Below are 26,795 nucleotides of genomic sequence, written 5' to 3' on the forward strand. Positions count from 1 at the left end.
GCCAGCGATAACAAACACGAATGCGTACCGAAGATGTATGTCAGATACCTTATCTTCAGAGTAGCGCTTAAAGAAGAATAAACAACCCCTAGCCACACTATGCGCTGATAACGGCGTCTACGATTTGGTCCTGGAATTAAACTGATGGAAGCTTTAGTACAATACCTTTACCAACGGTAGTTCGCCTGCACAGCAATACTACGCGGCGACTCAAGGAAGGCATAGTGCCCCTTAGAACCAAATATCGTGTAGGACGTGGGGGTATCGCTGGCATAGGTAATAACGGTTTCATCCGTGAGGTTTTTACCCACGAGAGCGACATCCCAACTTTCATCAATAGCGCCAATACCAATGCGCCCATTCCATTTCACATAGCCCTCTTGGTCTACTGCAGGATCGAGGTTTTGCGCAGGGTTGTAGTCGTCGGTAAATATCGCGTCCAGACTAATTGCCATACCCAGCGTATCGCTGATGGGCACCCGCCATACCGCCAGCAGGTTGCCAGCCCAATCGGCAACGTACTGGTTAGTCATGCCGCTGTAATCACAGTTAATGCCATCAGCAGCAGTGGGAGCCTGGCCCGCCAAGCACTGGCCGTTTTCGTAGTCTTCAAACTCGAAATCAAGTAGTGCTAGAGCGCCGGCCAACATTAGGGTCTCGGTCACCTGCCAGCGACCGTCGAGCTCTATGCCCTGAGTCACCGCACTGGCGGCATTGCCGACATTAAAGCCGAGTGTGCCGTCAAAGATGCTGACTTGAAGGTTGTCGTAGCGGGTATTGAACAGTGCAATATTAAACTCCGCGGCACCGTCAAGCAGTGACATTTTTGCACCAAGCTCAATACTTTCCGACTCTTCTTCTTCGTACTCAAAGGTACCGATCAATACCGGACGGGGACTCGGGTCCGCGGGAGCATTGGGGTTGCGCGGAACCGGCTCTGCACTCGGCGAGGCGTTTGAACGAGCGTCGTATCCGCCAGATTTGAAGCCCCGGCTCCAGGTGATATAGGTCATCACATCCGGGGTGACGTCGAACTGGAGGTTAATGGACGGCGATAGCTGGGACTCCGTCCGCTTGCCGCTCAGATCGTGGCGCTCGGCGGCAAAGCTGATAGCGGCCACGGTATCGGTCTCGCCGAAGGGACGGTCGCTGTAGTCTAGGTTGCCGAAGCGAAACTTGCGGCTACCGGTCTTGCGCTCGTAGGTGTATCGCCCACCAAACGTTAGGCGCAGGTCATCGCGCAGCTTCCAGGTCGCTTGCATAAAGCCAGAGCCCAGCAGGGAATCACTGTTAAAATCACGCGGTGAAGTTAAACCCGCTATCGCGTTACCAGCATCTCCAATGCCGAGAATTTCTTCCGGCGAGCCGCCCAAGGGGTTGGGGTCGCGATCACCCCGCGCGCCCCCCTCTGTGGCATCAGCAGCGTTGAGCAGTTGCACGATCAGGTCTGAATCGACGATGATGCTGTCGAAAAAATACAGCGAGTTCTTCTGAAAATACAAACCGGCAATGTATTCCCAGTTGCCGTCGATGGGAGACATCCAACGAAACTCCTGACTGAATTGCTCATAGTCTTCTTGCAGTACCAGCTTAAAGCCCTCGGCGGCGGTGAAGTCACAATCGCAGAGATCGTCGTATTCATAGGCAACGTAGGCAGTCGTCGCAGTAAACTGATGCCCGCCGCGAAACCAATCAGCATTGACGGTCACGTTGATCGTATCGTTGTTACTGTAGTCACCGTTTGAAGAGCGCTTAAAATCCTGGAAGTTATTGCGTACGGAGTCGTGACTATCGATATCCAACACACCCGGTACTTGGGTGCTATCGGCTATCTCAGCGTAAGTACGTCCGGTAAACAGCGGATTAGTGCTGTCAGATGGTTGGTCGTTGATAATCTCGACCTGACGGCCAAGCACATCAAAACTACCAATCTCGATCTTCGCACTTAGGCTCAGTTCGTCGGAGGCTTCCCAGAGTACTTTGAGGCGGACGGTTTCTTCTGAATAGTTCGGCTCGTCTCGACCCAAGGTGAGGTTTTCTATATACCCACCAAACTCGCGTTTACGCGCCGCAAAGCGCAAGCCTATGGCATCGCTGATGGGCCCGGACAGGGCGAGGTCGATGACCTCCTCATCAAACTCCGGTTCGTAAACCGCCGACACAAAACCTTCGAATTCATCCCCTGGGTTGGCTGTAATAATGCTAATTGCCCCAGCAATACTGTTTTTACCGTAAAGAATATTCTGGGGACCGCGCAGCACTTCAACGCGGGCAAGGTCCAAAAACGGCGCTCGCGCTAACTGGGCGCGGCCGTAGTAAACACCATCCACATACATGCCCACCGACTGCTCAAAACCCTGATTAATTCCAGAGCCGATGCCGCGAATGTATATGGCTGTGCCAATACCGTTCTCCGACATGGTTAGATTCGGCACATAGGCTTGGAGATCTTGTATCTTATTTAGCCCTGCCTCTAGCAGCTTTTCGCCGGACACCGCATTGACAGAAACCGGCACATCTTGAAGGCTCTGCTCACGCAGCTGCGCTGTCACGATGACCTCTTCCAAGGTCGCGGAATGCAAGCTGACTGACAGCGGAAACAAAATGGCGGCGCAGGCCAAGCTCTGCAAGGCCGGTAGCAATCTGGGGGACATAGTCACTCCACAACAGTTTATTGTTATTGTTCAGTGGTAAGGGCCAGTATAACGACACAAGAAAAGCAATCAATGCCATAGCAACGCCCGACTGGTCACCACTGCAGAGACTCCCGGTCCAGGCATTAACGCGGTACACTGCCCCGAGTAATGGGCTGCTGAGGTAGGAATGAAATATCTGATAATAACGATGGCGCTGCTGCTGCCGTATTCAGGAATGGCAGAGCCCACCTATAGCGGCGGCCATACGGCGATGCAACGTTACTTTGAAAATACCCCGGCCTTCGCTACTCACAAGGCCGTGTGGCTTCGCTACAACCGGCTGATGCTCAGCGCAAATACCGAACGTATCAAGGCCAAAAGCCTTGCCAAAGCGGCCTGCAAATTACTGCTACAAAATGGCTTCACGAATATTGATGTCGCCGTTGCCGTGACCGACCATCGCACACTCGAGCAAAACAACAACGTTAAGGGCGTCACTGAGCGATACTGCCAGCGCTGAACAGCGGTTAAAACGGCCAGACGAGTGGGACGATCAGCAGCGTCATTACGCCTACCAGCACTGTTAACGGAACCCCCATTTTGAAAAAATCGGTAAAGCGATAGTTCCCGGGACCGTACACCATCAGGTTAGTTTGATAACCAATCGGCGTGGCAAAACTTGCCGACGCGGCCATCATCAAGGTTACCGCAAAAGGTAATAGACTGACCTCTAGCTGCTGACTGGCCGCGAGTGCGATGGGGAATACGATAACAGCCGCAGCAAGATTGGAGATCACCGCGGAGAACAACGCTGTTACGAGAAAAATTGCCGCCAATGTCGCAACCGGCGACCCCGCAGCGATGTTAACGAGGCCTTCCGCTATGGCTGACGCCGCGCCGGTTTTCTCCATCGCCCCACCAAGGGCAATCGAAGACGCAATCACCAATAGCACCTGCCAATCGACACTTCGGCGGGCTTCATTCGCCTGTATGCATCGTGTCAGGATCATTAAACTCGCCGCCAAAAATGCAGCTTTAAGCATCGATAACCAGCCAAATGCGACACCGAGCACCATTCCCAACATGATTAGCGAAGCACGCAGGCGATGCTCATGACGAACAGGGCGAGAATTTTCAATGGCACTCACCAATAGAAAATCGCGCGAATAACGCTGGTTGCTAACAAAGTCCTCATGGGCTTCAAGCAATAGGGTATCGCCCGCCTCCAGCTCTATATCTCCCAACTTTCCCTTTAGTTGCTCGCCATTGCGGGACACCGCGATAACAACGGCACCATAGTGGTTGCGAAAACGCATATCGCGCACACGCCGCCCAAGCTGAGGGAAGTTGTGTGAAATCACAACCTCAACCAAGCAGCGATTTAGATTGCCAGCTTCAAGCTTAAAGACCTGCTTCTCCGCCAGTTTTAAACCGTGGATATTTTTTAAGTCAACGACGGAACGCACGTCTCCAGCGAATACCAGCTGATCATTCGCAAACAATTTTTCATTGGGCGAAACAGCGGTGATTATTTGTTGTGCACGCACGATCTCAACGAGAAACATTCCCGGCAGTTGCCGCAGACCCGCTTCTTCGATGCTTTGCCCCACCACCGGACTGCCCGGCTCGACCAACATTTCGACTATGTATTGACGGGTATCGCCAAAGCGCTCGTCCTGGCCACCACGATCGGGCAGTAAACGCCGGGAAAATAGCAGTACGAACAGAATCACCAGTACGGTGCAGGGCACACCGATCCAGGCCAGTTCAAACATGCCCAGCCCTTGCTCAGGGAGGGCCTGCAGCATCATGCCGTTCACTACCAAGTTGGTGCTGGTCCCAACCAAGGTGCAGGTTCCGCCAACAATGGCGGCGTAACTCAGAGGCATCATCAATTGTGAGGCCGACAAGCCATTGCGTTTTGCCCAGTCCCGCACGGCGGGAATCAACATCGCGACTACCGGCGTGTTATTCAAAATACTGCTAAATACCGCCACCGGCGTCATCAAACGCAGCTGTGCAGCGCTGGCCGATTTGGGGCGTCCCAGTACGTTGTTGGAAATCCAGCTCACTACACCGGTCTCTGACAGGGCTTGGGCGACAATAAACAAAACACCCACCGTGACCATACCCTCATTGGACATGCCCGCCAGCGCTTCTTCCGGTGTTAGGACGCCCAGTAGCAACAGCACGGTGACACCACCACACAGCACCATGTCAGCGGGTCGCCGGCTGAAAATCAGTGCCGTCAAACAGGCAGCGATTACCGCCAGTGTCAGCCAAGCATCCAGAGTGAGCATTTTAGTCAGCTAGGCTCCGGTAGAATGCCTCGAACTGTTCGCAGAAATGCTCAAGCGTATCACCGGCCAAGTCATTAATCCCCGCCGCCGCTGCGCGCCCGCCGCCTGTTGGAAATTGACGGCAAAACTCATCAGCACCGCGCTTGTTGTTTAGCGGTGCGCGAATGCTAACCAGATAGTTCCCGTCGGCTTTTTCAGTGAGCACCGCATGGGCCCGGTCCGGGTGAGCGTTGGCGAGGTCGTTGCTGTATACACCACTCACGCGGCGGGCCCAGCGCTCATTGGGTAATACGTAGACCGCCGCAATATCACTGCTGCGAACCGGCGGCAATTTCGCGGCGGCGGTCATATCACTGTGGTAGCCCGACTCCAGCTTGCTAAACGTGCCTGCCGAATCGGCAATAAAGTCGAGGGGATTACTGAACGGTAGCAACTCTGCAAACAGCTCTGTAGGTGTGAAATGGAGATCATCCAAACTGGCACCGTAGCCGTTGTAGTTCAGGTAGATTCCCAGGTTCTCAAGTTTTTCGAGATCCGCCTCGGCAACATTTTGTTGTACCGCCAAGGTTTGCGCGCTCTTGCGCAGATTATCGCCATAAGCGCCGACAATTGCCCACAGGGCGTACTCACCCTGGAGGTGCCCATTTACCAGTAAGCTAGTGCAGACGTCTGCAGCGGTATTGATTTTTGTAGACAGCTTCGCGTGCTCCGGAATATCTCCAGCAAAGTGGTGGTCCACGTAGAACACATCAGCCCCATTGGCCAGCAATGCCGTTAACCCTTCCCGGTTTTTATCAAGCGACACGTCCAACACGGTTACCCGGTCACCCTCACCCGCATCTACGCGATCAAGCAAGGCGATATCCCGCTTAACACCACTGACGAGTTGGCTTTCCTGGGGGTCGGCTAACCTTAACTGCACCAGCGCACACAATCCGTCAGCATCACCATTAAATACGTCAATTACCGCCATTACTGCTCTATTCCCTGTATTCGTAATTCATTTGTCGAGGCATTATCACCGATCGACGTCCGAGTGAGCTCAGACACCGAGCGCTCGGTTAATATCACGCAGCGCGGCCAAGGGATCGATGGCGCGACTAATTGGACGACCAATAACCAAATAGTTGCTTCCCATACGCACCGCCTCCTCCGGCGTGGCGATACGTTGCTGATCATCGCCAGCGCTATCACGGGGGCGAATGCCCGGCGTAACCAGCAAGAAACCATCTCCGCGCTCTGCTCTCAGTTTCTCGGCTTCCTGTGCAGAGCAAACCACGCCGTCCATACCGCTGTCTTCGGCCAAACGGGCGAGATGACTCACTTGCTCAGCCGCGCTGCGCTCGACGCCCAGTTCTGACAGGTCATCCTCACCCATGGATGTCAGCACCGTCACAGCAATAAGAATCGGCGCCTTGTCACCATAGGGCTGCAAAGCCTCACGCGCCGCCTTCATCATTACTGAGCCACCGCTGGCATGAACGTTGACCATCCACACACCGCGCTCAGCCGCAGCTCTCACAGCTGCTGCCACAGTGTTGGGAATATCGTGGAATTTTAAATCCAGAAATACCTCGAAACCGCGTTGGTGTAGAATATCCAAGACTCTCGGTCCGAATAGGGTAAAAAGTTCTTTACCCACCTTGACGCGACACTCACTCGGGTCAAGCTGGTCGATAAGTTTGAGAAGCTCTTCTTCCGTTGCGACATCGAGTGCAACCAGTACAGGGGAATGCGTGGTCATGGAAAGTTAATCGCCTTGGCTACTACGGATGGGCGCAATAGTACCCCACTGCTCGCAGCTGGGACACAGCCAGTGTTGTTTCCGCCCCGAAAATCCGCAATGTCGACAACAAAAACTGGGGCGACTTGCACATAAACTATTTAACTCGGAAACAATTTCTCGCCCGGATTCGCTTGAGTCCAACTCCCGCTCAAGTAGCGCCAACAGTAATTTGATGGTCGGGCGCTGAGACACCGCGCCCTTCAGATAGGCTCGCGCCGCCTCAAGGCTCTCGCACTCCTTCGCCACCTCGTTGTGCAAGGTAGAGCTCTGCGTCACCTGTGCCAGCGCACGCAGCGCTTGAGCGTATGACGGTGCGTCGGCAAGACGACTGAAAGCATCGCGAAACAGCGGCAATATTTCGCTGGCATAAGCGGGTTGCCCCTCCGCGACGGCATGCAACAAATTCAACGCATACTCGGGCTGCTCATCCATCACCAACTTCGCCAATGACATTGCCGCCCGCGGGTTTTCGGCGTCGGCCTCCCGCGCCTTTTGCAATATCGATTTCGCCTGAGCCCAATCCCCAGCAGAAGCGCGTTCGTCGGCGAGCTCACAATAATAGTGACTCAATGCCGTTGAAACTTGAGGGTCGCTGTCAGCTTTTTGCTTAAGTAGCCAGGCTCGCTTGGGTAAGCGCCGCCGCGCAACGGCGATCGCCTTTTCCCAGTCTTTCTCAGACTGATAGATTTGCTGGAGGTAGTCGAGTGCCTCGGCCTCGTTATCACTCTCCTCCGCCACTAAGTCCCGCAATAGTCGCTCAGCCCGATCGTGTAAGCCGGCGGATATATAATCCTTGGCCAGCTCCAAATGCACTTGCTGCAAGCCACTTTTGGGAAGGTTGGGTCGCGCTAACAGGTTCTGGTGGATCCGCGTAGCCGCCTCCAGTTCGCCCTTGCCACGCATTAAACGCGCCAAGGAAAGATGGGTATCCAGGGTCTGCTCATTGACGGCAATGGCCTGAATGAATTCATCAACGGCCGTACCAGGCTGCTCACTGAGCAGAAAGCGCAGGCTGTGATAATAAGCGTCATCCGGATGTTTTCCTGAAACCGCCGAACGACTCTGCGACCGCCTCCCCAACAGCCAACCCAGCGCTGTAGCGGAAAACAACAAGGTAAAGGGTAGCAATAGCTCCATTGCTGCTAGCGGCTAGGACCGGCCTCCACAGGCGGGGTTGAAGGCTGCCGCAAGCTGCGGCGCAAACGCATTCTGCTGGCCTGTAAGCGCAGCACTAGCAGCGATGCAGATAGCATCCCACAGACGCCACCGGTGAAAAAGGCGGCGATCATCCAAGTCGAGATACGCTGTTCCGGCAACTCCATAATGAGGATATTGAGCGGGACCAACGCTGTGTTCTCGATGCTAAAAAGCAGTCCAAATGCAATAACAGCAACGATGAGCAGTAATAAGAAGATGAACTTAAGAATCTGCATCTGACATGACACCCAAAAAAAAACGGTATGGCCAAAGACCATACCGTTTCTGTTTAGAGAAGGCTAGCTACGCTGCCTTAGCTCGAGATCAAACTCTGGTTTACTCGCTCACGAAGCTCTTTACCGGGCTTAAAGTGTGGCACATATTTGCCTGGTAACTGCACGGTTTCACCCGTTTTCGGGTTACGCCCCATGCGAGGCTCGCGATAGTGCAGAGAGAAGCTACCAAATCCCCGAATTTCAATCCGGCTGCCAGTCGCCAATACTTGAGACATATGCTCAATCATGGTCTTCACAGCCAGTTCAATATCCTTGTGAGATAACTGCGGCTGACGCTCAGCCATCAGCTCTATCAACTCAGATTTGGTCATTGCTTAATCCCGTCAATTCCGACATCAAGCCTAGCTTAGCACTTTTTTGCTTATAAGCCAGTATGTTACGGGCATTCACAGGAGAATGCCCGCAGCATTAGGACTTAGTCCTTGCTTTCCATCTGAGCTTTGATCAGGTCACCGATAGTTGCTGGTGCAGCTTCAGTTTCCTTCTCGCGCAGAGCTTTAACCGCTTCTTTCTCGTCTTCCATGTCTTTCGCTTTGATAGACAGGCTCAGAGCGCGATTTTTGCGATCTACGCTGATGATCTTCACTTCAACTTCTTCGCCTTCTTTCAGCACATTGCGCGCATCTTCAACGCGGTCACGGCTGATTTCAGAAGCCTTCAGAACACCTTCAACTTCCTCGGCCAGAACAATAACAGCGGCCTTGGCATCAACTTCTTTAACAGTGCCGGTCACGATGCTGCCGCGATCGTTCACTGCCACGTAGTCAGAGAAGGGGTCTTCTTCCAGCTGCTTGATACCCAGCGAGATACGCTCGCGCTCGGGATCAATAGACAGGATAACGGTCTCGATCTCGTCACCTTTCTTGAACTTGCGAACCGCGTCTTCGCCGCTCTCGTTCCAAGAGATATCTGACAGGTGAACCAGGCCGTCGATGTTGCCGTCCAAGCCGATGAAGATACCGAAGTCAGTGATCGACTTGATGGCACCGCTAATGCGGTCGCCTTTAGTGAACTGAGAACCGAAGGCATCCCACGGGTTCTGCTGGCACTGTTTGATACCCAGAGAGATACGACGACGCTCTTCGTCGATATCCAAGATCATCACTTCTACTTCGTCGCCTACTTGTACGACCTTAGAAGGATGGATGTTTTTGTTGGTCCAATCCATTTCAGAAACGTGAACCAGGCCTTCAACACCCTCTTCGATCTCGGCAAAGCAACCGTAGTCAGTCAGGTTAGTCACCTTGGCTTTCACGCGGCTGTTTTCTGGGTAACGGGTTTTGATTGCCACCCAGGGATCTTCGCCCAGTTGCTTCAGACCCAGAGATACGCGGTTGCGCTCGCGGTCAAACTTGAGGATACGAACATCAATTTCATCGCCAACGTTAACGATTTCGCTTGGGTGCTTAATGCGCTTCCAAGCCATGTCGGTGATGTGCAGCAGGCCGTCGATGCCGCCCAAGTCTACGAATGCACCGTAGTCGGTCAGGTTCTTAACGATACCTTTAACAACCATGCCTTCTTGCAGAGATTCCAGCAGTGCTTCGCGCTCTTCGCTGTTAACACTTTCCAGAACCGCACGACGAGAAACCACAACGTTGTTGCGCTTCTGGTCCAGCTTGATCACTTTAAATTCGAGTTCTTTGCCTTCCAGGTGAGCGGTGTCGCGCACGGGGCGTACATCAACCAGTGAGCCGGGCAGGAACGCGCGGATGCTGTTGATGTCGACGGTGAAACCACCTTTTACTTTGCCGTTAATGATACCGGTTACTGTTTCTTCCGCCTCGTAGGCAGCTTCCAGTGCGGTCCATGCTTCGGCGCGCTTTGCTTTCTCGCGAGACAGACGGGTTTCACCGAAACCGTCTTCAACAGACTCCAGCGCAACCTGCACTTCGTCGCCAATTTGCAGAGAGAAATCGCCGCCTTCAGCAACGAATTGATCGCGAGGGATAACCCCTTCCGACTTCAGACCAGCGTGTACGGTTACCCAGTCGCTGTCGATATCGATAACTACGCCGGTTACGATAGAACCGGGCTTCATATCGATCGTTTTTAAACTTTCTTCAAACAGTTCAGCAAAGCTTTCGCTCATTAGTCATTACCTGAAATTAGCAGTGGTATAACCACCATATCGCCGCATTACCAGCTAACGCGGGTCAGTTTTTTAAAGTCCTTCCGACAGCTAGCTGGCTTTAACACCGCCGGAAACACCCTTAGAAACACCTACTGCGCTCAAGACGCAGAAAAACGCGCACTCACTTCCGTGAGTACCCGCTCAAAAACTTGCTCGACCCCCAGTGAACTGCTGTCTATCAGCACCGCATCGTCCGCTGGTTTAAGCGGTGAATGCTCGCGCTCAGAGTCACGCCGATCACGGTCTTGGATCTCTTTTAAAAGGGTCGCGAGGTTAACACTATCGCCCTTGTCTTTCAACTGCTTATAGCGACGACGCGCGCGCTCCTCGGCACTGGCGGTGAGAAACACCTTCAATGGTGAGTCGGGGAAAACGACGGTTCCCATATCACGGCCATCGGCAACGAGGCCTGGCGCCTGCACAAAGTCACGCTGACGCTGCAGCAACGCCTGTCGAACAGCAGGCAATACCGCAACCTTCGACGCCAGCAGCCCGGTGGTCTCAGTACGAAGCTCACCGCTGACATCCACACCCTCTAGCATTACCCGACTCGGCTCACCGGCTTGGCCAGGCAGGAAGGCAACATCTAAATCCGCCGCCAAAGCCGCCACCGCCTGTTCATCGGTAAAATCCACCTGATGTTTATCAGCCGCCATCCCCACTAAGCGATAAAGCGCGCCACTGTCGAGCAAATGCCAGCCCAGCTTGAGCGCCAGCATCTGACAGAGCGTGCCTTTACCCGAGCCACTGGGGCCATCAATACAAATAACGGGAGGGGTCATTTGGACACCTCAATCCGCATACCGACTTGCGTCGCCAACTCAACAAAGTTGGGGAAGGAAGTAGCAACGTTGTCGCAGTCTTCGATATGAATGGTATCGCTTGCTCGCAGCGCAGCGACAGAGAAAGACATAGCAATGCGGTGATCGTGATGGCTATTCACGCGGCCACCGCCTATTGGACCGCCATCGATAATGATGCCGTCTGGCGTCGCCTGCGCATTCACCCCCAAAGAGACCAGGCCATCTGCCATGACTTGAATGCGGTCGCTCTCTTTTACCCGCAACTCTTCAGCGCCGCGCAGCACGGTGCGCCCCTCGGCACAGGCCGCCGCGATAAACAGCACGGGGAATTCGTCAATAGCTAAAGGCACTTGCTCTTCAGGAATATCGATGCCCTTTAGCGGTGCGTAGCGAACACGTATATCGGCAACCGGTTCACCGCCTACCTCGCGCTCATTGCTCAAGGTAATATCGCCACCCATCTCCCGCAGGATATTTATAATACCGATACGGGTTGGATTAATACCCACATGCTGCAGCGTTAAATCTGCACCGGGAGCAATACTGGCCGCCACCATAAAAAAGGCCGCGGAGGAGATATCGGCAGGCACATCGATATGTACCGCCTTCAAGCGGTGTCCCCCGCTCAACGTTGCTGTAGCACCGTTCACTGTCACCGGATAACCAAAGCCTTTCAGCATACGCTCGCTGTGATCACGGGTTGGCGCAGGTTCGGTGGTGCGCGTTTCGCCCTCGGCATACATACCGGCAAGCAAGACACAGGATTTCACCTGGGCGCTGGCCATAGGCAGGACGTAATCTATCGCCTTCAGTTGTTGGCCACCGCGTAGGGTTAAGGGCGGACGCCCGCCCTCTGCAGTTTCAACCACCGCGCCCATTTCACGCAGCGGCGCCGCCACGCGCTCCATCGGTCGTTTACTTAACGACACATCGCCGGTCATCGTCACGTCAAACGGTTGCCCCGCCAGCAGCCCCGCCAATAGGCGCATGGAGGTACCGGAATTGCCCATATACAGCTCGCCCGCTGGCGCCTGAAGGCCGTCTCGGCCGACACCGTGGATCGTCACGCGACCGGCATCAGGCCCCTCTATCTCGACACCCATCGCTTGAAAGGCCTTCAACGTGGACAGCGCATCCTCACCCTCAAGAAACCCTTCAACGGTGGTTGTGCCATCGGCGATAGCACCGAACATAATAGAGCGATGGGAGATCGATTTATCACCAGGAACCCGAACGGTGCCGTTCACCGCACCACCGGGTTGAGCTAAAAATTCCACAAGTATTGTCTCTGCTGTACGTTAAGATTTAGTTTGCTTGCGCCCGACCATGTACTGCCCGAGGAAGTGCTCATCTCGCGCCTGTTTCGCGCGGCTGAAGACTTGTTTAATCGCGGGGCCATCCGAGTCCGCAATAAGCTGGCGAACCTCGGTCAAATGATCGGCAAAGGTATCCAGGCCGTTAAGAATCGCTTGGCGGTTCGCCAACACAATATCGTGCCACATCGTTGGGTCGCTGGAGGCGATGCGCGTAAAGTCGCGAAACCCCCCGGCGGCGAAACGGAAGATATCGGCGGCGCTGCCACTGGCAGCCAGCGCGTCAACAAGGGTATAGGCCAGTACGTGAGGCAAATGACTGGTCGCCGCCAGCACCGCGTCGTGCTCATCAACCGCCATATCGACAACTTCTGCCCCAGCGTGTTGCCACATTTCGCGAACTGTTGCGACGGCGTCAGCATCATTGCTGTCCAGCGGCGTGAGAATCACCCGATGATCGACAAAGAGATCCGTCTTTGCCGCCTCTACCCCGCTTTGCTCAGACCCGGCAATCGGGTGAGCCAATACGAAACGCGCCGGCAGTTCACCGAACACTGACTCCGCCGCGCGAAGAATATTTCCCTTTACACTGGCCACGTCAGTAACGATGGTGCGCTCGCTGAGCAGCGGCGCGAGGTCGGCCATCACTTGCTCGGCAACCAGCGTAGGCGTAGCAATGAGTACCACATCGGCATCGTGAACCGCCTCGGCTAAGTCCAACGTCCAGTGATCAATCACACCCAGGGCCAAGCCGCGCTCTAATGAGGCAGCGCGCCGCCCCGTTGCCCAAACATGTTCGACAACACCCTTGGCCTTCAATGCCTTGGCCAACGAGCCGCCCATTAAGCCAAGACCAATAATGGTTAACTTGCCAATCTTCACGCCGGAGCCAACACCTCTTTCAGGGCACTAATAAAGCGCTGATTTTCTTGCTCTAGGCCGATCGACACCCGCAAGTGCCTCGGCATACCGTAAACACCAATCGGACGCACAATCACGCCCTTCTCAAGCAAGGCTTGGTAGTACGACATCGCATCGCTAGGCATTTCCACAGTAATGAAATTACCCACCGAGGGGATATAAGGCAGGCTGAGCTCATCAAAAGCAGCGGCAAGCTGCTCACGTCCCGCAGAGTTTACCTCGCGACTTTGCTGCAGATACTCGTGATCGCGGTAGGCAGCGGCCGCCGCTGCCATTGCCGGCACACTAACATTGAAGGGGGCGCGCACACGGTTCAGCAAATCGGCAATATCGGGGTGACTAATCGCATAACCTACCCGCAATCCGGCCAGCCCATAGGCCTTTGAAAACGTCCGCGTGACAACCAAATTTGGGTAGTCTGCCAGCATCGCAATGCTGTCTGGGTACGCCGCCTCGTCCACGTATTCGCAATAGGCTTCATCCAACACCACCACAACGTTCTCGGGCACCACTGCCATAAACCCGCGCAGGGCTTGCTCATCGAGCCAAGTGCCGGTTGGGTTATTCGGATTGGCGATAAAAACCAGCCGCGTCGTGTCATCGATCAACGCCGCCATCGCGTCAAGATCGTGCCCCCAGTCTTTGGCGGGCGCAACTCGCGCTTGGGCGCCAGCCGCCTGCACCGCAATGGGGTACACAATGAAGGCATATTGCGAAAACACGGCGCTGCTTTCGGCATCCAAAAACACCCTGCCGAGCAGATCCAGTACGTCATTTGATCCGTTACCCAGGGTCAGCTGGGCAGACTCAACACCCAGGGACTCCGCCAGCAGTGACTTTAAGGCAAAACCGCCGGCATCCGGATAAAGGTGGAGCTGTGCTGCCGCCGTGGCATAGGCAGACAACGCCGAGCTAGGCGCACCGAGCGGATTTTCGTTGCTGGCCAACTTAACGACGTTGCTCAGACCGAGCTCTCGCTCCAATTCTTCTATCGGCTTGCCAGGCTGATAGGGCTGTAAACCCTGAATACCTTCGTTGGCCTGGGCAATGAAATCGCACGCCATGCTAGTGCCTCTGTAAATTGAGTGCCAAGGCTTACAAAGCTGCCTTGGGGTATGAGCCAAGAATTTTACACATCACCGTTTGCTGAGCGATGGTATCGAGAATATCGGCCACTTGCGGGTCATTCTGATGGCCTTCAAACTCGATAAAAAAGACGTAAGTCCAGGTCTCCGTCCTCGATGGGCGGGTGTCGATGCGGGTCAGCATGACATTACCCTGCTCGAAGGGTTCGAGCAGCTTGAACAGGGCGCCGGGGCGGTTGTGCGCAGACACAACAATCGACGTTTTATCCTGGCCGCTGGCAGACACATCTTCCTTGCCAATCACCAAGAACCGCGTGGTGTTGTCAGGCTGATCCTCGATATTCACCGCCAGCTTGCTCAGGCCGTATTGTTGCGCCGCCAAATCGCCAGCTATGGCTGCAATGCCCTTTTGCTCCGCAGCCATTCTTGCGGCTTCGCCATTGCTGCTGACCGCGACCCGTTCCACATTCGGGAAATTTGCATCCAGCCAGCGACGGCTTTGTGCCAATGCCTGTTGGTGAGCACAAATTCGCGTAATCGCTTGTTCGCTGCCATCTTCACCGACCAGCAAATTGAGCCGAACCCGGAGTTCCACTTCACCACAAATCTTCAATGGCGAATTCATAAAGGCATCGAGCGTATGAGACACCATACCCTCAGTCGAGTTTTCCACAGGGACAACACCGTAGTGGCACTGGCCGGATTCCACCTGTGAAAACACACCATCAATGGTCGACTGGGGAACACTAATTACCGCATGGCCGAAGTGCTTGAGCGCTGCCGCTTGGGTAAACGTCCCCTCCGGCCCCAGATAGGCCACTTCCATGGGTTTTTCTAAGGCCAAACAGGCCGACATAATCTCCCGAAAGATATAGGCAACGGTGTCGTCTGCCAGCGGCCCCTGGTTTGCTTCTTTAACCCGCGCTAACACCTGCGCCTCGCGCTCGGGCCGATAAAACAGTAGCTGTTGGGCACTGCTGCTGCCCTTGTCTGATTCAAATTGCTGCGCCGCCTCAAACTCACGCTGCTTTACTTCAGCGACTTGCTGCGCGCAACGCGCTCGTCGATTGAGTAAAGCGTGAATTTGACTGTCGATGCTGTCGATATCTTGACGCAATGAATTCAGGTCAACCGGCTTATCTTCGGGCGTAGTCATGACCTTAGCCGTTCTCTCTGGCGAAATCTTTCATGTAATCGATCAATGCATCAACAGCGGCCTCGGGCACTGCATTGTAGATGCTCGCGCGCATACCACCGACCGAACGGTGGCCCTTCAAGTTCAGCAAGCCAGCGTCATCTGCACCGGCCAAAAACGCTTTGTCGAGGCTACTGTCCGCCAACACAAAAGGCACGTTCATCAACGAGCGACTCGCCACCTCAACGGGATTGCTGTAGAAGCCACTGCCATCGATATAGCCATAGAGTTTTTCGGCCTTGCGACGATTCACCACTTCCATTGCTTCCAAACCACCCTGTGCCTTCAGCCATTTAAAGACCAGGCCCGACAAGTACCACGCCAGCGTAGGCGGCGTGTTGTACATGGAGTCGTTATCGGCTGCGGTTTGGTAATCCAGCATGGTTGGCGTAATTGCACGTGACTTACCGAGTAAATCTTTGCGCACAATCACAATGGTCAACCCTGCAGGGCCGATGTTCTTCTGCGCGCCGGCATAGATAACACCGAACTGATTCACATCTATGGGGCGAGACAGGATCGTCGATGACATATCCGCAACAAGCGGCGCTTGCACGTCAGGCGTCCAGAAGAACTCGACACCACCAATGGTTTCGTTCGGGGTGTAATGCAGGTATGCCGCATTGTCGCTAAGCTGCCAACTGTCGAAAGCAGGAATGCTGGCAAAATTATCAGCCTCTGAGCTGGCAACAACATTGACGTTGGCATAACGCTTGGCTTCTTTAATCGCTTTTTTCGACCACTGCCCAGTGTTCACATAGTCAACCGTGGCACCCTCTTCGCACAGGTTCAGCGGCACGGCTGAAAACTGTGAGCTGGCGCCACCTTGCAGGAATAACACCGCATAGTCGTCGCCGATCCCCATCAGTTCACGCAAATCTGCTTCTGCTTCACTGGCAATGGATACCATTTCTTCTGAGCGGTGACTCATTTCCATTACCGATAAGCCGCGGCCTCTCCAGTCCAGCAATTCATCCTTCGCCTGGCTCAACACCGCCTCAGGGATTGCCGCAGGTCCTGCGCAAAAATTATAAACACGCGCCATTGTTTACTTCGCTCCAACCATGTTTAAAAAATGTGTAATCCGCCTTATTCGGCAGCCGGACTGTTGTTGTCTGCGTCATCAGCAGCAGGGGCTTCGCCAGCGGGCGCCTCAGCACTGAGCTCAACATCGTCAACCACATCGTCGACGTCTTGCTCTGCAACACGCTGTACGCCGACTAAATGCTCGTCGTCACGCAAACGAATCACCTTCACGCCCTGAGTATTACGGCTGAGCAAGGAGATCTCATCGGTGCGGGTACGCACCAAGGTTCCTTGGTCGGTGATCAGCATCAGGTCATCACCATCAAATACCTGTACGGCGCCAACCAATGCTCCGTTACGGTCGCTCATCGTCATGGCGATAACGCCGCGATTTCCTCGGCCTTTACAGGGGAAATCTTCTACATCGGTTCGCTTACCGTAACCATTTTCTGACACCGTCAGCACCCGTCCACCAGCTTTGGGGATGATCATCGCAATAACCTGCTGATCCTCGTCCATGCGCACACCGCGCACGCCACGCGCAGTACGACCCATGGCCCGCACATCGCCCTCGGCAAAGCGCGCCGCTTTACCGCCGCTGGTCAGCAGCATGACATCGTTGCTGCCGTCGGTGATCTCGGTACCGATCAGTACATCCCCTTCATCCAGCGCTAGCGCGATCAAGCCGACGCTACGCGGGCGGGAGAAAGCTTCGAGGGGCGTTTTCTTGACGGTGCCATTGGCGGTCGCCATGAAGATAAAGTAGCCCTCGGTATACTCGTGAACCGGGAGGATAGAGGTTATGCGCTCATCCTCACCCAGTGGTAACAGGTTGACCATCGGGCGTCCGCGAGAATTGCGGCCAGCGACCGGGATTTGGTAGACCTTCAACCAATACACTTTGCCGATATTACTGAAGCACAATATAGTATCGTGGGTATTGGCCACCAACAGATGCTCGACAAAGTCTTCTTCTTTTACCGCCGTCGCCGATTTCCCCATTCCGCCGCGACGCTGTGCCGCGTAGGCATCAAGCGGCTGTGACTTGGCGTAACCACCGTGGGAGATAGTCACCACGCGCTCTTCTTCAGGGATCAAATCTTCGTGGGTTAAATCGAGCTGAGACGCAACAATTTCGGTCCGGCGCTCGTCGCCAAAATCCGCAACGACTTGCTCTAACTCGCCGCGAATAACGTTCAGCAGCACCTGTGGATCGGCCAAAATACTGAGATATTCGGCAATTTCCGCAAGCTTTTCCTGGTATTCGGCCAACAGTTTTTCATGCTCAAGCCCGGTCAGCTTTTGCAGGCGCAGCTCAAGGATGGCTTGAACCTGCGCTGGTGACAGCCAATAGTTGCCATCGCGAACGCCGTACTGCTCTTCCAGCTCATCTGGACGGCAAGCATCTTCACCGGCTCGCTCGAGCATGGCACTTACTTCACCGAGTGCCCAACCGCGGGAGATCAGATTTTCTTTGGCTTCTTGCGTCGTCGCCGACGCTTTGATCGTGGCAATCACCTCATCGATATTAGAGATCGCTACCGCAAGGCCTTCCAACACATGACCGCGCTCACGCGCTTTGCGCAGCAAGTACACGGTGCGCCGTGTTACCACCTCACGGCGGTGGCGAACAAAGTACTCGAGCAGCTCCTTGAGGTTGAGAATGCGCGGCTGATTGTCCACCAAAGCGACAATATTGATGCCAAAAACATTCTGCAGCTGCGTTTGCGCGTACAGATTGTTCAGTACCACCTCGCCGCTTTCGCCGCGCTTCATTTCAATCACAACGCGCAGGCCGTCTTTGTCAGACTCGTCGCGCAGCTCGGCGATACCCTCAATTTTTTTGTCTTTTACCAGCTCGGCAATTTTCTCGATCAAGCGCGCCTTGTTGACTTGGTAAGGCAGCTCGGTAATGACGATGGTGTCTTTGTTGGTTTTTTCATTGCTGATCACTTCAGCACGAGAGCGCACATAAATCCGCCCGCGACCGGTTCGGTAGGCGTCTACAATACCGGCTCGACCGTTGATGATCGCCGCTGTTGGGAAGTCCGGCCCCGGAATATGCTCCATCAACTCATCAATCGAGATGTCGGGGTTGTCCAGCAGCGCCAAACAGCCGTTAACCACTTCGGTCAGATTGTGGGGCGGGATATTCGTCGCCATACCAACGGCGATACCCGAGGAACCATTGACCAACAGGCTGGGAATTTTTGTGGGCAATACGGCAGGGATTTGTTCGGTGCCGTCGTAGTTAGGTACCCAGTCGACGGTCTCTTTATCGAGGTCTGCAAGCATCTCGTGAGAGATTTTCTGCATGCGAATCTCGGTGTAACGCATCGCCGCCGCGTTATCGCCGTCAATGGAGCCGAAGTTACCCTGACCATCTACCAACATGTACCGCATGGAAAATGGCTGTGCCATGCGGACTATCGTGTCGTAGACCGCTGAATCGCCATGGGGGTGATACTTACCAATCACATCACCAACGACACGAGCAGATTTCTTATACGCTTTGTTCCAGTCGTTGTTGAGTTCGCTCATCGCGAACAGCACCCGGCGGTGCACCGGCTTGAGCCCGTCGCGCACATCGGGCAGTGCTCGCCCAACAATTACGCTCATTGCATAGTCGAGGTAGGACTGTTTCAGCTCATCCTCGATGTTTACCGGCAGAATTTCATTTGCATTGTCAGCCATGAATAGCAAGCATCCTTATTGTCAGCGACCGTTGAGCGGCAGTAGCGCCGCCCAATGCGCGTTTTTACTGCCCTGCCGCCCAACCAATCTGGCGGTGGCCAAGCGGAAAACAAAGCGAGAATATTAGCATATTCCAAGTGTGCATAGACAGCGTATAAAGGCCGAATATCAGCGCCTTATCGTCACAACTGCACACAGGAACAGGTATACTTGCCGCTTTCACGCTAGGAATGTCGTACACCATGAGCCGTGCTGCCCTCAACCGCATTGACACCCTGATCTCCGCTCGCTGGCTATTACCCATGAGCGAAGGCTGCCCCCTGCTTGAAAACCACGCACTGGCCATTACCGACGGCTGCATCAGCGGTATTATCCCAGAGACCGAGGCCCGCGGCCTTTCCGCACATGAACACATTACGCTCGGCGACCAGCTGCTCATGCCTGGCCTCATTAATGCCCATGGTCACACCGCCATGAGCCTGTTTCGCGGCATGGCGGATGACCAGCCCCTTCAACAGTGGCTCAACGAGCATATATGGCCGGCCGAGGGCCAATGGGTGGGCGAGGAATTTGTGCGTGATGGGACGGCACTGGCAATTGCCGAGATGCTACGCGGCGGAACCACCACCTTTAGCGACATGTACTTTTTCCCTGAAGCCGCGGCCGAGGTCGCGCGGCGCGCCGGAATACGGGCGCAACTGTGTTTTCCCATCTTCGACTTTCCAAGCGCATGGGGTAGCGGCCCCGACGAGTATTTTCGCAAAGGCTTAGCTCTGCGCGACGACTACAAGCACAGCGACTTGATCAACATTGCCTTTGGCCCGCACGCCCCCTACACCGTCGGGGATGAGGCGATGAGCAAGGTGGTAATGTTTGCCGAAGAACTCGACTGCGCCATACAGATCCACCTCCATGAAACACAACACGAGGTTGACGACGCGCTCAAACAAACCGGCCTACGACCTATCGAAAGGCTGGCCAAATTGGGGCTACTGGGGCCGCGCAGCCAGTGTGTGCACCTCGCCTGCCTCAACGATGACGATATCGCCCTGCTGGCCGAGCACCGCAGCCACGCGATTCATTGCCCCGAATCCAACCTAAAGCTAGCCAGTGGCTTTTCGCCGGTGGAAAAAATGCGCAATGCGGGTATTAATGTTGCCCTGGGCACCGATGGCGCGGCCAGCAACAATGACCTGGATATGTTCGGCGAATTGCGCACCGCCGCCCTGCTTGGCAAAGCGGTCGCCGCGGATGCCGCTGCAGTGCCGGACCACTACGCGCTGCAAATGGCCACTTTTAATGGCGCCCGCGCACTGGGCATCGACCACATTACCGGCAGCCTGGAGCTCGGCAAACACGCCGATGTGATCGCAATCGACCTGACCGACCTGCCACAACAACCCATTTACACACCGGTTTCACAACTGGTGTACACCAATATTAGCCATTGCGTGCGCCACAGCTGGATCAAAGGCCGACGTATGCTGGATAATGGCGAACTAACCACGCTGGACAGCCGCGAAGTTATCGAAAAAGCGCAGTACTGGCGGCAAAAAATCAGTGGAGAGTAGCATGCAAGCATCATCACAACACAGCAATGTCGATCCATCAGAAATCGCCAAGTTCGAGGAGCTGGCGCATCGCTGGTGGGACCGCAACAGCGAGTTTAAGCCACTGCACGACATCAACCCGCTGCGGGTAAACTACATTGATGAACGCTCGCCGCTCGCGGAGCAGCGCGTGATAGACATCGGCTGCGGCGGCGGCATACTCTCGGAGTCAATGGCCTTGCGTGGCGCCAAAGTCACCGGTATCGACATGGGTGAGGCGCCGCTGAGCGTTGCACGCCTACATCAACTGGAGTCGGGCGCCAAGGTTGAGTACTTCCAGGCCACTGCAGAGGAAATCGCCGAAGACCAGGCTGGCCACTACGACATCGTCACTTGCCTGGAAATGCTTGAACACGTGCCGAACCCGGCATCCGTCATCCGCGCCTGCGCCAAATTGTGTAAGCCAGGCGGCAACCTCTATTTTTCGACTATTAACCGCAACCCCAAAGCTTTTGCGCTAAGCATTGTCGGCGCTGAGTATATTCTCGGGCTGCTCCCCAAGGGCACCCATGAATACAGCAAGTTCATTCGCCCCTCTGAACTGGCCGACTGGCTGAGAGAAAGTGATCTTCAGCTACAGCACATGACCGGGCTGACCTACAACCCACTGTTCAAGCGCTATCGCCTGAATGAAAACGATGTCGATGTGAACTATATGGTTCACGTTAAGAAGCCGCTGCAATGCTAAAAGCCGTTTTATTTGACCTTGATGGCACCCTGCTCGACACCGCGGCCGATTTTACCCGCGTTCTCAACGGCCTGTTAGCCGAGCATCAGCGACCGTTGCAAGACTACAATTCAGTTCGGTGCTGCGTCTCTGAAGGCGCGCGCGCGGTGGTACGACTGGGCTTCGGGCTCGAGCCAGAAGACCCGGCCTTTGCACCACTTCTGAACGCTTTTTTAGACCGCTATGAGGCTTCGCTGTCAGAGGAAACCAGCCTTTTTCCCGGCATGGAGGGCCAGCTCCAAAAATTGGAAAGCCGCGGTATCGCCTGGGGCATTGTTACCAACAAGCCCGCGCGCTTTACCACGCCGCTACTGAAACAGCTGGCCTTGACCAGTCGCTGCGCGACCGCAGTGTGCCCGGACGATGTGAGCAACCGCAAACCTCATCCAGAGCCGATGTACCTGGCCTGTAAGCACCTCGGTATTCGCCCCTCAGAAGCCATCTATGTCGGCGACCACCGCCGCGATATTGATGCGGGACGCAATGCCGGCATGAAAACGATCGCCTGTCGCTATGGCTATGTCCCTTTGGGAGAGGATATTGGCGACTGGAAGGCCGATATTATTATCGACCACGCCCAACAACTTGATGACGCCCTTCAGCAACTGCAAGCCTAAGAGGACAATCCGTGCCACAACGCCTACCTGTAAATTTCACTGCCGATGCAGAGTGTTTGAAAGATAAAGTTATTTTGGTCACAGGTGCCGGCGACGGCATCGGGCGCGCGGCAGCACTGAGTTTTGCAAAGCACGGTGCCACTGTCATATTGCTTGGCAGAACCATAGAAAAACTCGAAGCGGTGTACGACGAAATCGAAGCCATGTCAGCGCCACAAGCCGCCATTTACCCCATGCACCTGCGTGGCGCCGCCGCACACGACTACCAGGAATTGGCCGACACCATAGAGCGGGAATTCGGCCGCCTGGACGGCCTGCTTCACAATGCCAGCATTCTCGGCCAGCGGCGCTCACTTGCCCAAACCACACTGGACAGCTGGGAAGAAGTTATGCAGGTCAATGTGAACGCGCAGTTTATGATGACGCAAGCCTTGCTACCCGTACTCGCAGCATCGAAAAATGGCTCGCTGGTGTTTACCTCATCAAGTGTCGGCCGCAAAGGGCGCGCTTTCTGGGGCGCTTACTCGGTTTCAAAATTTGCCACCGAAGCGATGATGCAGATTCTTGCCGACGAAGAATACGACTTAAATGGCACGCGGGTGAATAGTATTAACCCAGGGGCCACGAACACTGAAATGCGCCGCAGCGCCTACCCCGGTGAGAACCCGACCGACAACCCCTCCCCCGAGGCCATTATGCCGCTCTATCTCTATTTGATGAGCGACGACAGCCGCGAGGTGAACGGGCAACAATTCGACGCCCAGCCAAAAGACTAGGCCAAGGCAGCATTACGCCCGAAGCAGGTCCTGCATTTGCTCGATCTGCTGTTGGTAGCTCTCGTCCATTTCACCGGGATTGACCGGCAGCCCCAAGCGCTCAAAGGCGGCGACGCCCGCCCATTCAACTTGACCAAAGGGGTGCTCTGTACCGGCGTAGGTGTGCAAATTGGCAACCGTGACGAGGTCAGCGTAGTCGGGCCGTTCCAAGTGGCGACTGAAATCCAGATGCGCCTCGGGGACAATCACCAACTCTTCAGGAAAGCCCCACGACTCAAGAATGACCCGCCCCAATTCCGGTGTCAGCGCAATCAACACCTGGTCGAGCAACTGCGGATGGTCGCGAATCACCCCCCGGCCCACGGCGTAGGAAAGAATAGGTAATGCACCAATCTGGTGGATCACACCGGCAAGCGTGGCGAGTTCCGGTTTCAAGTGACGCTGTGTTTTCGCTAGGGTATGACATATCGCGGCAACATCTGCGCTATGCACCCACACTGCCCGCATCCGCTTGTTCAATGCATCTTTGTTCGACAGGAAGATTTGCTGCATCGCCAGGGTCGTAACCATGGTCGAGGTATAGGCCAGACCGATTCGCGAAATCGCACCTTTCACATCGTAGGTGGGTTCCAGGCCTCTGAGTAGTGAGCTATTCGCCACCCGAATAAGGCGAGCGGCGATGGAGCTATCATGCTCGATGATCGCCGCCAAGACCGGAATCTCAACGTCTGGGTCACTGGCTGCTTCACGAATTTCCAGAGCGACCTCTGGAAGCGTAGGCAGGCTTACCGCATCGTCTTCGATGGCGCGAAGCAGATCTGCGCGAATTTGTTCGATAAATTGTCCGCTAGTGCTCAAGCGACAAACTCCTGTAGACCGATTTTTTCGCCTCAAGCCTAGCAGAATCTGTGTTGAGCACTATCGGCATAAACCGAGACGAATTTAGGCTTGCGCGCGTGCTGCCGCGAGTGCTGCCTCAGCGTCACAGTCGTAACACTGCCCTTGCATGGCCTCGGCCAATGACGCCAGCAGCAGCTCGATGTTTTCCATCCTTGCGCTGTAGCCCATCAGGCCAATTCGCCACACTTTTCCGGCAAAATCACCCAGTCCAGCGCCGATCTCCAGGTTGTGATCGGCGAGCAATTGCTGACGCACAGCCCCATCATCCACCCCTTCAGGGATGTACACGCTGTTCAGCTGCGGCAAGCGACTGTCGGCATCCACAACAAAACGCATTCCGAGACTCTCCAAACCCGCAGCGAGTGCATTGTGCATACGGCGGTGGCGGGCCCACGCGTTCTCCAACCCCTCTTCCTGCAGCATGACCAACGACTCATGCAGGCCATACAGAGCGTTGACGGGCGCCGTGTGGTGATAGGCGCGCTTACCACCTTCTCCCCAGTAACCCAGAATCAGGTTCATATCCAGGAACCAGCTTTGAACGGGGTGCTTGCGGGCTTTGATGGCCGCAATGGCAGCGTCACTAAAACTGACCGGGGACAAACCTGGCGTACACGACAGGCATTTCTGGCTGCCGGAATAGATGGCGTCGATCCCCCAGTCGTCAACGCGCAATTCCACACCGCCGAGAGAGGTAACGGCATCGACAATACTTAGGCAGTCATACTGACGCGCCAAGGCACACAACGTTTTGGCATCACTCAGGGCGCCAGTAGACGTTTCCGCGTGAACAAACGCCACGACTTTTGCTTCGGGGTGCGCTTTCAGCGTCTCTTCGAGCTGGGCCGGGTCAACAGGCTTTCCCCACTCGCCGTCAACGGTTACCGCGGTTGCACCGATGCGGGTCACGTTCTCGCGCATACGAGTACCAAAAACACCGTTGATACAAACGATAACGGTATCACCTGGCTCTACCAAATTAACAAAACACGCCTCCATACCGGCAGAACCCGGAGCGGAGATGGGCAAGGTTAATTCGTTATCGGTGTTAAAAGCGTATTTAAGCAGGCTCTTCAGCTCGTCCATCATTCCGACGAATAATGGATCAAGATGTCCCAGGGTTGGGCGGCCCAATGCCTCAAGAATACGTGGGTGAACGTCTGAGGGGCCCGGCCCCATCAAGGTACGCACAGGAGGGTGGAAAGAAGAAATGCTCATAATCGGCCTTTTCAAAGTCAGTGAAAAATTCAGCGGCACCCCAGCAGGGCGACCAAGGCAAAAACATGGCGCTATTGTAGGGCATCCGCGCACGCGCTTCACGGCTTTAGCGACTGCCACGTCAAACGCTGACGAAAAGACTGCAATATGCGGTAATGATCGTAGTCAAAGGGCTGAGCCGCGTGCAGGCGCTGTTCGCAGTCATCGCACTTTGGGCGGCAACCGGTGAAAGTACCGAAATAACGCCAGCGATCGACCAGATGCCAGTCGACACGACTATCATCGCTACTCGGCTCAGCAATAAGTACTGGGCCGTCATAGGGCCAACTCTCCACACAACGCAGGGCGAGCTTCTTTTTGAGCAGCGCGTTGTATTGCTCTGGCGATTGCTCGCCACAGCAGGCGCCAGCGCAGTGGCCCAGTTGGTATGAAAAGCAGCTGCCACCTCGCTCCAAGCCCAGGCGCTGAGGGCACAAGCCATCACTTTTGACAAAGTCACGAAGCAACTGCTGCGCCTGCTTGCGGTGCTTAAAAAGACAAAACTCCGTCTCTGGTAATGGCTGATCTGCGGCTAAAAACTGCAGGCCGATGTAGCCATCCTCGTCTGGTCGCAGGCTCGCAGCACAGAGCTCGCGCTGGCGGCGTAGCTGGCGGTTGTGCAACGGCATTGTCGTTTTTATCTCTGCACTTTCCTGAAGCAACGCCCCCAATTCACCTGCTGTCTCGCTGCACTCAATGCGGCGCAATTGCTGAACGATGCGCATGGCCTTACCTTGGCGGCCGCCCGCACTAAAGTGCGATAACACCCTGCTGCGCATCGCGACACTTTTGCCTACATACAGCAGCGCGTCATTTTCGCCATAGAAGCGGTACACCCCCGGCCGGTCAGGAATCTCATCCAGCATTTCAGCGGTGATATGCACAGGCAGGGACGGTATTTTTAACTGAGCGTGCACTTCCGCTGTCACCCGCTCCTCCCCCAGGTCTGCGATCGCAAATTCTAAAAATGCCTTCAAGGCAAGCACATCTGCCATCGCGCGGTGGCGACAGTCTCGCTCGTAGCCAATTTGGCTGCACAACGCGTCCAAACCATGCTTCGACCAATCTGGGTACAAACTGCGGGCCAGCTTCAACGAGCAAAGCACTTTGGGCTTGTAGTCAAACCCCAGGCGTCGAAATGCCTGTTTGAGAAATGCAGCATCGAAGCGCGCGTTGTGGGCTACCAGCACTGCCCCCTCAAGGTATTCCATCAGCTGGGGCGCCAGCGACTCAAAGCTGGGCGCATCGACCAGCATCTCGGGAGTAATGCCTGTGAGTCGCTGAATAAAAGAGGGAATATCGCGATGAACACGCAGCAGCGATTGCCAGGAGTGTTGCTCTTCAGCGTCGCGAATAATCACAGCAATCTCGGTGATTTCATCGCGCAATGCGGACGCACCCGTTGTTTCCAGGTCCAGCATTGCTAGGCGCATGTTTGACAGCATAACCCTCCCCACGGTGATCGGCAGCGCCGCCTTACATCGCAATTAAACTAAATTCCGTACACCTTCACGAAACAACT

At 55.0% G+C, this 26,795-nt stretch carries 23 protein-coding genes; 5 read left to right on the forward strand and 18 right to left on the reverse strand.

Annotation, left to right across the window (positions count from 1 at the left end):
- Positions 1-167: 167 nt before the first annotated feature.
- The gene (locus tag H573_RS0101925; protein ID WP_027872794.1) at positions 168-2,654 is read right to left on the reverse strand and encodes a TonB-dependent receptor; all 2,487 of its coding nucleotides are present in this window, start codon (positions 2,652-2,654) and stop codon (positions 168-170) included.
- 169 nt (positions 2,655-2,823) lie between these two features.
- Here H573_RS0101925 and H573_RS0101930 point away from each other — a divergent pair, with 169 nt between their 5' ends.
- Entirely contained in the window at positions 2,824-3,156 is a 333-nt protein-coding gene (locus tag H573_RS0101930) for a hypothetical protein (protein WP_027872795.1), read from the forward strand.
- A gap of 7 nt (positions 3,157-3,163) precedes the next feature.
- On the opposite strand, the gene H573_RS0101935 is transcribed toward H573_RS0101930, so the two are convergent.
- From H573_RS0101935 to gyrA, 14 genes are all read right to left on the reverse strand, one after another.
- Positions 3,164-4,936 carry an SLC13 family permease gene (locus H573_RS0101935; protein WP_027872796.1) on the reverse strand — a complete coding sequence of 591 codons (1,773 nt, stop codon included), beginning with the start codon at positions 4,934-4,936 and terminating at the stop codon, positions 3,164-3,166.
- A 1-nt stretch (position 4,937) separates the two neighbouring features.
- Positions 4,938-5,909, reverse strand: coding sequence for a hypothetical protein (locus H573_RS0101940; RefSeq protein ID WP_027872797.1), 972 nt, complete (start codon positions 5,907-5,909; stop codon positions 4,938-4,940).
- A gap of 69 nt (positions 5,910-5,978) precedes the next feature.
- Positions 5,979-6,680 (reverse strand): orotidine-5'-phosphate decarboxylase, encoded by a 702-nt coding sequence (gene pyrF, locus H573_RS0101945; protein WP_027872798.1) that lies wholly within the window; start codon positions 6,678-6,680, stop codon positions 5,979-5,981.
- 6 nt (positions 6,681-6,686) lie between these two features.
- Positions 6,687-7,859, reverse strand: coding sequence for a hypothetical protein (locus tag H573_RS0101950; RefSeq protein ID WP_027872799.1), 1,173 nt, complete (start codon positions 7,857-7,859; stop codon positions 6,687-6,689).
- Positions 7,860-7,864: 5 nt separating this feature from the next.
- Positions 7,865-8,155, reverse strand: coding sequence for a lipopolysaccharide assembly protein LapA domain-containing protein (locus H573_RS16650; protein ID WP_161624226.1), 291 nt, complete (start codon positions 8,153-8,155; stop codon positions 7,865-7,867).
- Between the two features lie 77 nt (positions 8,156-8,232).
- Positions 8,233-8,526, reverse strand: a complete 294-nt coding sequence (locus H573_RS0101960; RefSeq protein WP_027872800.1) for an integration host factor subunit beta — start codon at positions 8,524-8,526, stop codon at positions 8,233-8,235.
- A gap of 104 nt (positions 8,527-8,630) precedes the next feature.
- Entirely contained in the window at positions 8,631-10,307 is a 1,677-nt protein-coding gene (gene rpsA, locus H573_RS0101965) for a 30S ribosomal protein S1 (protein WP_027872801.1), read from the reverse strand.
- A 140-nt stretch (positions 10,308-10,447) separates the two neighbouring features.
- Positions 10,448-11,131, reverse strand: coding sequence for a (d)CMP kinase (gene cmk, locus H573_RS0101970; RefSeq protein ID WP_027872802.1), 684 nt, complete (start codon positions 11,129-11,131; stop codon positions 10,448-10,450).
- Positions 11,128-12,429 (reverse strand): 3-phosphoshikimate 1-carboxyvinyltransferase, encoded by a 1,302-nt coding sequence (gene aroA, locus H573_RS19700; protein ID WP_027872803.1) that lies wholly within the window; start codon positions 12,427-12,429, stop codon positions 11,128-11,130. The genes cmk and aroA overlap by 4 nt, the downstream gene beginning before the upstream one ends.
- 21 nt (positions 12,430-12,450) lie before the next feature.
- Positions 12,451-13,347 carry a prephenate dehydrogenase/arogenate dehydrogenase family protein gene (locus tag H573_RS19705; RefSeq protein ID WP_027872804.1) on the reverse strand — a complete coding sequence of 299 codons (897 nt, stop codon included), beginning with the start codon at positions 13,345-13,347 and terminating at the stop codon, positions 12,451-12,453.
- On the reverse strand, positions 13,344-14,450 hold the full coding sequence (gene hisC, locus H573_RS0101985; RefSeq protein WP_027872805.1) for a histidinol-phosphate transaminase: 1,107 nt from the start codon (positions 14,448-14,450) through the stop codon (positions 13,344-13,346). Before hisC ends, H573_RS19705 begins: the two co-directional genes overlap by 4 nt.
- Positions 14,451-14,481: 31 nt before the next feature.
- Positions 14,482-15,627 carry a prephenate dehydratase gene (gene pheA / locus H573_RS0101990; RefSeq protein WP_051170857.1) on the reverse strand — a complete coding sequence of 382 codons (1,146 nt, stop codon included), beginning with the start codon at positions 15,625-15,627 and terminating at the stop codon, positions 14,482-14,484.
- A 4-nt stretch (positions 15,628-15,631) separates the two neighbouring features.
- Positions 15,632-16,711: a 3-phosphoserine/phosphohydroxythreonine transaminase gene (gene serC, locus H573_RS0101995; protein WP_027872807.1), complete on the reverse strand. Its 1,080-nt coding sequence runs from the start codon at positions 16,709-16,711 to the stop codon at positions 15,632-15,634.
- A 44-nt stretch (positions 16,712-16,755) separates the two neighbouring features.
- Positions 16,756-19,386, reverse strand: coding sequence for a DNA gyrase subunit A (gyrA, locus tag H573_RS0102000; protein WP_027872808.1), 2,631 nt, complete (start codon positions 19,384-19,386; stop codon positions 16,756-16,758).
- Between the two features lie 242 nt (positions 19,387-19,628).
- Between gyrA and H573_RS0102005 the strand changes: the two genes are divergently transcribed.
- Genes H573_RS0102005 through H573_RS0102020 form a run of 4 tightly spaced genes read left to right on the forward strand, consistent with a single transcriptional unit; the run spans position 19,629 to position 23,116 of the window.
- On the forward strand, positions 19,629-20,957 hold the full coding sequence (locus tag H573_RS0102005) for a TRZ/ATZ family hydrolase (protein ID WP_027872809.1): 1,329 nt from the start codon (positions 19,629-19,631) through the stop codon (positions 20,955-20,957).
- Position 20,958: 1 nt separating this feature from the next.
- A complete protein-coding gene (gene ubiG / locus H573_RS0102010; protein ID WP_027872810.1) occupies positions 20,959-21,684 on the forward strand; it encodes a bifunctional 2-polyprenyl-6-hydroxyphenol methylase/3-demethylubiquinol 3-O-methyltransferase UbiG in 726 nt (241 codons plus the stop codon).
- Positions 21,678-22,340, forward strand: a complete 663-nt coding sequence (locus tag H573_RS16655; RefSeq protein ID WP_036255458.1) for an HAD-IA family hydrolase — start codon at positions 21,678-21,680, stop codon at positions 22,338-22,340. Before ubiG ends, H573_RS16655 begins: the two co-directional genes overlap by 7 nt.
- An 11-nt stretch (positions 22,341-22,351) precedes the next feature.
- Positions 22,352-23,116: a YciK family oxidoreductase gene (locus tag H573_RS0102020; protein ID WP_027872811.1), complete on the forward strand. Its 765-nt coding sequence runs from the start codon at positions 22,352-22,354 to the stop codon at positions 23,114-23,116.
- 12 nt (positions 23,117-23,128) lie between these two features.
- Here the strand turns inward: H573_RS0102020 and H573_RS0102025 are convergent, their stop codons facing one another.
- The 3 genes from H573_RS0102025 to H573_RS0102035 all read right to left on the reverse strand — a co-directional run bounded on the left by H573_RS0102025 (position 23,129) and on the right by H573_RS0102035 (position 26,718).
- Positions 23,129-23,974, reverse strand: a complete 846-nt coding sequence (locus tag H573_RS0102025; RefSeq protein ID WP_027872812.1) for an HDOD domain-containing protein — start codon at positions 23,972-23,974, stop codon at positions 23,129-23,131.
- 84 nt (positions 23,975-24,058) lie between these two features.
- On the reverse strand, positions 24,059-25,234 hold the full coding sequence (locus H573_RS0102030; RefSeq protein WP_027872813.1) for a pyridoxal-phosphate-dependent aminotransferase family protein: 1,176 nt from the start codon (positions 25,232-25,234) through the stop codon (positions 24,059-24,061).
- Positions 25,235-25,332: 98 nt separating this feature from the next.
- The gene (locus H573_RS0102035; RefSeq protein ID WP_027872814.1) at positions 25,333-26,718 is read right to left on the reverse strand and encodes an exonuclease domain-containing protein; all 1,386 of its coding nucleotides are present in this window, start codon (positions 26,716-26,718) and stop codon (positions 25,333-25,335) included.
- Positions 26,719-26,795 lie beyond the last annotated feature (77 nt).

Source organism: Neomelitea salexigens DSM 19753 (genome assembly GCF_000422345.1).
Taxonomy (GTDB): domain Bacteria; phylum Pseudomonadota; class Gammaproteobacteria; order Pseudomonadales; family Spongiibacteraceae; genus Spongiibacter; species Spongiibacter marinus_A.